The following is a 6212-nucleotide window of genomic DNA, read 5'->3' as shown; positions in this document are numbered from 1 at the left end:
GGCCGAAGAGGTCGTCGGGCGGTTGCTGAAGTACGCCGAGCAGGTCGAGGGACTGTTGCGCAATGCCTCGACCCATGCCGCCGGGGTGGTGATCGGCGACCGGCCGCTGGATGAGCTGGTGCCGATCTACCGCGATCCGCGATCCGACATGCCCGCGACCCAGTTCAACATGAAATGGGTCGAACAGGCGGGGCTCGTGAAGTTCGACTTTCTCGGGCTGAAGACGCTGACGGTGATCCAGAATGCCGTCGACCTGATCCGGGCGGGCGGGCGGCATCTGCACGAGGCGCCCGATGGCCGCCGCTTGTATGATCCGCCGGAAGGGGCCGAGGATCAGATCAACGCGATCCCCTTGGAAGATGAGCCGACCTACAAGCTCTATGCCGCCGCCAAGACAGTCGCCGTGTTCCAGGTGGAAAGCTCGGGCATGATGGATGCGCTTCGGCGCATGAAGCCGACCTGCATCGAGGATATCGTGGCGCTGGTGGCGCTTTACCGTCCCGGCCCGATGGAGAACATCCCGACCTATTGCGAGGTGAAGAACGGGCTGAAAGACCTTGAATCCATTCACCCGTCCATCGATCACATCCTGAGCGAGACACAAGGCATCATCGTTTATCAGGAACAGGTGATGGAGATTGCGCAGGTCATGGCGGGCTATACGCTGGGCGGTGCCGACCTCTTGCGCCGCGCCATGGGTAAGAAGATCGCCGAGGAAATGGCCAAGGAACGGCCGAAGTTCATCGACGGCTCGATAGCCAACGGGGTCGACAAGAAGAAGGCGGGTGAGGTCTTTGATCTTCTTGAGAAATTCGCCAATTACGGCTTCAACAAATCCCACGCCGCCGCCTATGCCGTGGTCAGCTACCAGACCGCCTGGCTGAAGGCCAACCATCCGGTGGAGTTCATGGCAGGCGTCATGAACTGCGATATCCACCTGACCGACAAACTCTCGATCTATGTCGAAGAGGTGCGCCGGGGCCTTGATATCACCATCGTGCCGCCTTGCGTGAACCGGTCAGAGGCGACGTTCTCGGTCAGCGAAGGGCAGGTCGTCTATGCGCTCGGCGCCCTGAAGAATGTCGGGGTGGAGGCGATGAAACTGATCGTCGAGGCGCGCGGTGACAAACCCTTTGCGACGCTCTTTGACGTCGCCCGCCGCGCCGATCTGAAGCGCATCGGCAAGCGCCCCCTGGAAATGCTGGCGCGGGCCGGGGCCTTCGATCAGCTCGACCCCAACCGCGCCCGCGTCTTTGGTGCGCTTGATGCGCTTTCGGCCTATTCGGCGGCGATCCACGAAGGCCGCGCCTCGGCCCAGGTCTCTCTGTTCGGCGAGGCCGGGGATGATCTGCCCGAACCGCGTCTGCCGGGTTGCGACGACTGGCTGCCTGCCGAGCGGCTGGCGCAGGAACATCAGGCAATCGGGTTCTATCTGTCGGGTCATCCGCTCGACGACTACGCGCCCGCGCTGAAGCGCAAGGGGATGCTGACGCTCGCCGAATTGCAGCAAAAGGCCGAGCGCGACGGCGCGGCGGTGGCGCGTGTCGGTGTGCTGGTGTCGGGCCTGCAGGATCGCAAATCGGCGCGTGGCACGCGGTTCTTCCGCATGAATATCTCGGACCCGACCGGGCAGGTCGCCGGTATGGCCCTCTTCCCCGAGGATTTCGACACTTGTCGCGGGGTCTTCGATCAGACCCATCAGGTTGTCATGACGCTTGAGGCGCGGTTCAACGAGGGCCAGTTCGATCCGGTCGCCCGCTCGGTCGCACCCATGGAGGTCGTTGTCGCCGATGCCGGCGGGGCAGGGCTGCGCATTCATATCGAGGACGAAAACGCCATCGCCTCGGTCGCGGCCCTTCTGAACCGGATGGTCGAAGAGGCCAAGATCCGCTCGCGCGGTCCGATCAGCTTTTGTATCGCCGACCGTGATACCGGCGAGGAGGTCGAGGTGGAGGCAGGGCAGGATTATCCTGTCAATCCCCAGATCAAGGGCGCGATCAAGGCGATGGGCGGTGTGGTTCTGGTCGAGGAAGTGTGACGGATCGTCATTCGCCGACGATGAAAATCCCCGTCAGAACGAAGGCTGCCCCCAGCATCTGTTTCGGGCTCAGCCCTTCCCCGATCAGGGCGGCAAGCGTCAGGACCATCAGCGTTTCCACCGTGATGATGGCGATGTAGATCACGCTAAGATCGGCCTGCCGCAACAGAACAACTTCTGTGATGGTCGCTAGGCCGAAGCCGAAGATGATCAGGAGAAGCGCCATCGGCGATGGCGCGTCGGACGCCCATTTTATTCCCGCTGTCGCGATGGCATAGGCCAAAGCGGCCGTGACCACGAGAAACGCAGGTCGGGTCAATACATAGGTCATTGGTATTCTTCGCCGGAATACCGGCGAAGCTCCGGTAATGGTCTGAATGAGTGGATGCAGAATGCCGGAATGACGCCGGTTCGGGCAAGGCCGGAATACCTTACCGGGCTTTATGCGTAGCGGTCGAGCGCCATCCGGAAGACGTCCGGGTCGACATTGCCGCCCGATGCGACTGCGATGACGGCGTCGCCTTCGGACGCGGTGGGATGGTAAAGGGCGGCGGCCAGCGCGACCGCTCCGCCGGGTTCCAGCACGACATGCAGTCGGTTGAAGGCATGGGCCATGGCCGCCAGCGCCTCACCTTCCGTCACGGCGATGCCGGGGCCGCAGAGGCGCGCCATGATCGGGAAGGTGATCTGGCCGGGCGACGGCGTGATGATCGCGTCGCAGAGAGAGCCTGACGAGCGGTTGTTCCGCTCGATCCCGCCCGAGGCGAGTGAGCGTTTCACGTCGTCGAAGCCCTCGGGCTCCACTGGCCGCGCGCGCAGGCCCGGCGCCTTCGCCTCAAGCGCCAGCGCGATGCCGGAGGTGAGCCCGCCGCCGCCGCAGCAGATCAGGACATCGGCCTCGGTCACGCCCTCGGCCGCCGCCTGTTCGGCGATCTCCAACCCGGTCGTGCCCTGACCGGCGATGACCTGCTGTTCGTCAAAAGGTTTGATCAGCGTCAGCCCCCGATCCTCGGCCAGGGCCGCGCCGATCGCGTCGCGGTCTCCGGTGGCGCGGTCGAAAAGCACGACCTCGGCCCCGAGCGCCCGGGTGTTGTCGATCTTCACGCGCGGCGCATCGGCGGGCATCAGGATGACGCAAGGCGCACCATGCCGCCGCGCGGCCAGCGCCACGCCCTGCGCGTGATTGCCCGAGGAAAAGGCGATGACGCCCTGTGCGCGGTCCTCTGGCGGCAGGGCCGAGACCGCCGACCAGCCGCCGCGGAATTTGAACGACCCGGTGTGTTGCAGGCATTCGGCCTTCACGAAGACCCGCCGCCCGGCGATTTCATCCAGGAACGGTGAGGATAAAAGCGGTGTTCTGACGGCGATGCCGTTCAGCCGTTCGGCGGCGGCTTCGATCATGTCGATATTCATAGGGTCTCCAGCCATGCGGTCAGGGCGGTCAGTGCCTCGGGTTCGTCGAGAAATGGGACATGCCCCCGGTCGGGTACATCGGCAAAGATCATGTCGGGGCGGCGGCGGCGCATCTCTGCCGCCGTCTCGCGCGACAGCAGGTTCGAATTGGCGCCGCGTATCAGCGCCAGCGGCAGACCGGCAGAGGCATCAAAGAGCGGCCAGAGATCGGCGGGCGGGCCTTCGAAAGCCTTCAGGAAACTGACGCGTAATTCGGGATCATAGCGGTTCTCAAGCCCATCGGGCACCTCCCGGTAGAGCCGTTCGGCAAAGGCAAGCCAACGCTCCGCCGGGATATTGTCGAAGCCGGGCAGGTGGCGGGGCAGGCGGGCGACGAGATCGTCCATCGATTTCGCAGCCGGGTTGCGGCCGACATAATCCTTGATCTTGTCAAGGCCCGCCCGCTCGATCACCGGGCCGATATCGTTGAGGCAGAGACCCGTCAGCCGGTCCTTGACGGTCGCCGCCAGCGCCATGCCGATCAGACCGCCGCGCGAGGTGCCGAGGATGGCCGTCCGGTCGATCCCGAGGTGGTCTAGAAGCTCCAGCGCGTCGCGAGCCTCGCGTTCGACCGTATAGGTCGCAGCGCCGGTCCAGTCGGATGCGCCGCGCCCGCGATAATCCATCCGGATCAGCCGCAGGTCAGACAGATGCGGGGCGACGAAATCGAAATCCGTCCCCGCCCGGGTCAGCCCGGCAAGGCAGAGAAGCGGTCGTCCGGTGCCGTCGTCGCGATAGGCGATACGGGCACCGTCGGATGCGGTGAAATGCTGAAGCGTCATCTCGTGGCGAGGTCCGGGATTGTGGTCAGGTCGGAAAGCACATGATGGGGGCGGGCGGGCAGCCGGTCCATCGGCAGGCCCGCGCGGTTGACCCATGCGGTGCGAAAGCCAAAGCCCGATGCCGCCGCCGCGTCCCAACCATTCGATGAGACAAAGAGCACCTTGTCGGGCGTACAGTCAAAGCGTTCAGTCACGAGGCGATAGACGCTGGCATCGGGTTTGAAGATGCCGGTACTTTCGACCGAGAGCGTGTCATCCAGAAGGTCACCGATCCCCGCCGACCGGACCGCACCAGCAAGCATCTCGGGTGTGCCGTTGGACAAGATCGCGGTTTGCAGCCCCGCGGCCTTCAGCCGCCCGAGCATGCCGGGCACTTCGGGATAGGCCTCCAGCTCCCAGTAGAGCGCCAAGAGCCGCTCGCGCAGATCCGGGTCGCACAGCCCGGCCGCCTCAAGCGCCCAGTCGAGCCCGTCTTGCGTGACGGTCCAGAAATCGGTGTGCTGGCGCATGACGGCGCGCAGCCAAGTGTATTCCAGTTGTTTGCGCCGCCAGTCCTCGGCCAGTTTCGGCCAGATCGCCGCCAGCGCCTCGCGCCCCGGTTCGGCCGACGCAACCCGCGCGGCGGCGGCCACGTCGAACAAGGTGCCATAGGCGTCGAAGATGCAGGCAGAAATGGTCACGGCAGCCCCCCTGCCGACAGACTGACGCGCCGTGCGGGCAGGGGCAAGGGATCAAATGTGTGCGTTACAATCCCGGCTCACCCGGTTTGGACGGCAAATCCGTGACGCATTACAGGTAAGGCAGGAACATCGAAACGCCGCCCATCATGTGGGCGAGCGTCGTAAAGAGATAGGCGGACAAGGCAAGAAAGCCGCGCCGCGCACCCATTGGGCGCTGGGCCTGCAGGACAGTCTGGGATGTCAGCAGGCTTTGCGCCCCCATCAGCGCGAAGAAGAAGAGAAGGAAGGATTGCAACCAAAGTGCTGCGACGATCAGGGCCGCGGCCATTGCCGCCATGATCGGGCCGGTCGAACCCGGCCAGAAGCTCTGGCTGATCAACTGGATGCAGCGGCCTCCGTCCAGTGGCCAGAAAGGCAGCAGGTTGAAGAAGTTGATCGCCGCCGTCACCAAAGCAAAGGTCCAGAGGAACTCTGATACCGCCGGGGCGGTATCCCATGTCAGCCCCGCCAACGCATAGGCCGTGACCATCGGCGCAAGGCAGATCCCCGGCCCCATCAATGCGATGAAAAACGCCTTTTCCTGACTTGCCGGGTGCTGATCCGAAATCGCGACCCCGCCCATAAGCGGGATCAGCCGGAACCGCGCATCGGCGTGACCGGCGATCCGGTAAGCCGCGACATGACCGAATTCATGCAGCATCACCGACAGGATCAGCGCCACCCCGAAGAGCGGTCCCCAGAAATATCCGGCGGCAATGATCGCCAGAAGCCCCATTCCCATCGCCTGCGGGTCCATCCCGGCGATCGTGGTGCCACGCGGCGAGGTCAGCCCGCCATGGAGGATCAAGAGCGTTCCGGCGCACAAGGACAGGGAAACCAGGAGTTCGAGCATCTTTTGCAATCCGCGATTGAGCGTGACTGCTTTCCGATAGGTGGCAATTGCAGCCACAATGGGGCGTGTGATTGACGTCATCATGAATGCAGCGCCGCTTCTCTGCCGTGCCCCGCAGATGGACTTTCCCATGCCGTGAAGGAATAGTTCCGCCACGGCGTGTGGAGGATAAATGGACTGGCGGGATGAAGGCGCTTTGCTGTTCGTGCGGGGGCACGGGGAAAATGCCGCGATCATCGAGGTGTTCACGGCCGCGCATGGCCGCCACGCGGGCATTGTGCGGGGCGGGACGTCGCGCAAGGTGGCACCCGTGCTTCAACCCGGTGCGCAGCTTGATGTGACCTGGCGGGGGCGGCTTGAGGATCATC

Annotated in this window: 7 protein-coding genes; 2 read left to right on the top strand and 5 right to left on the bottom strand. The window is 64.2% G+C overall.

Annotation, left to right across the window (positions count from 1 at the left end):
- Positions 1-2038 (top strand): DNA polymerase III subunit alpha (gene dnaE / locus WBB85_RS11870; protein ID WP_432638822.1); only part of this gene is annotated, 2038 nt, incomplete at its 5' end.
- A 7-nt stretch (positions 2039-2045) separates the two neighbouring features.
- Here dnaE and WBB85_RS11865 read toward each other — a convergent pair.
- From WBB85_RS11865 to WBB85_RS11845, 5 genes are all read right to left on the bottom strand, one after another.
- Positions 2046-2369, bottom strand: a complete 324-nt coding sequence (locus WBB85_RS11865) for a 5-aminolevulinate synthase (RefSeq protein ID WP_432638821.1) — start codon at positions 2367-2369, stop codon at positions 2046-2048.
- A gap of 110 nt (positions 2370-2479) precedes the next feature.
- Positions 2480-3451 carry a threonine ammonia-lyase gene (locus tag WBB85_RS11860; protein ID WP_432638820.1) on the bottom strand — a complete coding sequence of 324 codons (972 nt, stop codon included), beginning with the start codon at positions 3449-3451 and terminating at the stop codon, positions 2480-2482.
- Positions 3448-4272, bottom strand: a complete 825-nt coding sequence (locus WBB85_RS11855) for an alpha/beta fold hydrolase (RefSeq protein ID WP_432638819.1) — start codon at positions 4270-4272, stop codon at positions 3448-3450. Before WBB85_RS11855 ends, WBB85_RS11860 begins: the two co-directional genes overlap by 4 nt.
- Positions 4269-4952 carry a haloacid dehalogenase type II gene (locus WBB85_RS11850; RefSeq protein ID WP_432638818.1) on the bottom strand — a complete coding sequence of 228 codons (684 nt, stop codon included), beginning with the start codon at positions 4950-4952 and terminating at the stop codon, positions 4269-4271. The genes WBB85_RS11855 and WBB85_RS11850 overlap by 4 nt, the downstream gene beginning before the upstream one ends.
- Before the next feature lie 109 nt (positions 4953-5061).
- Complete coding sequence (locus WBB85_RS11845) at positions 5062-5844, bottom strand: metalloprotease (RefSeq protein ID WP_432638817.1); 783 nt, start codon at positions 5842-5844, stop codon at positions 5062-5064.
- A 172-nt stretch (positions 5845-6016) separates the two neighbouring features.
- Here WBB85_RS11845 and recO point away from each other — a divergent pair.
- Positions 6017-6212: DNA repair protein RecO (gene recO / locus WBB85_RS11840; protein ID WP_432638816.1), on the top strand; the 196-nt coding region annotated here is incomplete at its 3' end.

The organism is Albidovulum sp. (assembly GCF_049646345.1).
Taxonomy (GTDB): domain Bacteria; phylum Pseudomonadota; class Alphaproteobacteria; order Rhodobacterales; family Rhodobacteraceae; genus Albidovulum.
The sequence above is the reverse complement of the archived record's forward strand: the minus strand, read 5'-3'. Positions and strand labels throughout refer to the sequence as shown.

Coding starts and splice junctions, on each gene's coding strand:
- WBB85_RS11855 (WP_432638819.1), bottom strand. CDS start 4,272: ATGACGCTTCAGCATTTCACCGCATCCGACGGTGCCCGTATCGCCTAT.
- WBB85_RS11860 (WP_432638820.1), bottom strand. CDS start 3,451: ATGAATATCGACATGATCGAAGCCGCCGCCGAACGGCTGAACGGCATC.
- WBB85_RS11845 (WP_432638817.1), bottom strand. CDS start 5,844: ATGCTCGAACTCCTGGTTTCCCTGTCCTTGTGCGCCGGAACGCTCTTG.
- WBB85_RS11865 (WP_432638821.1), bottom strand. CDS start 2,369: ATGACCTATGTATTGACCCGACCTGCGTTTCTCGTGGTCACGGCCGCT.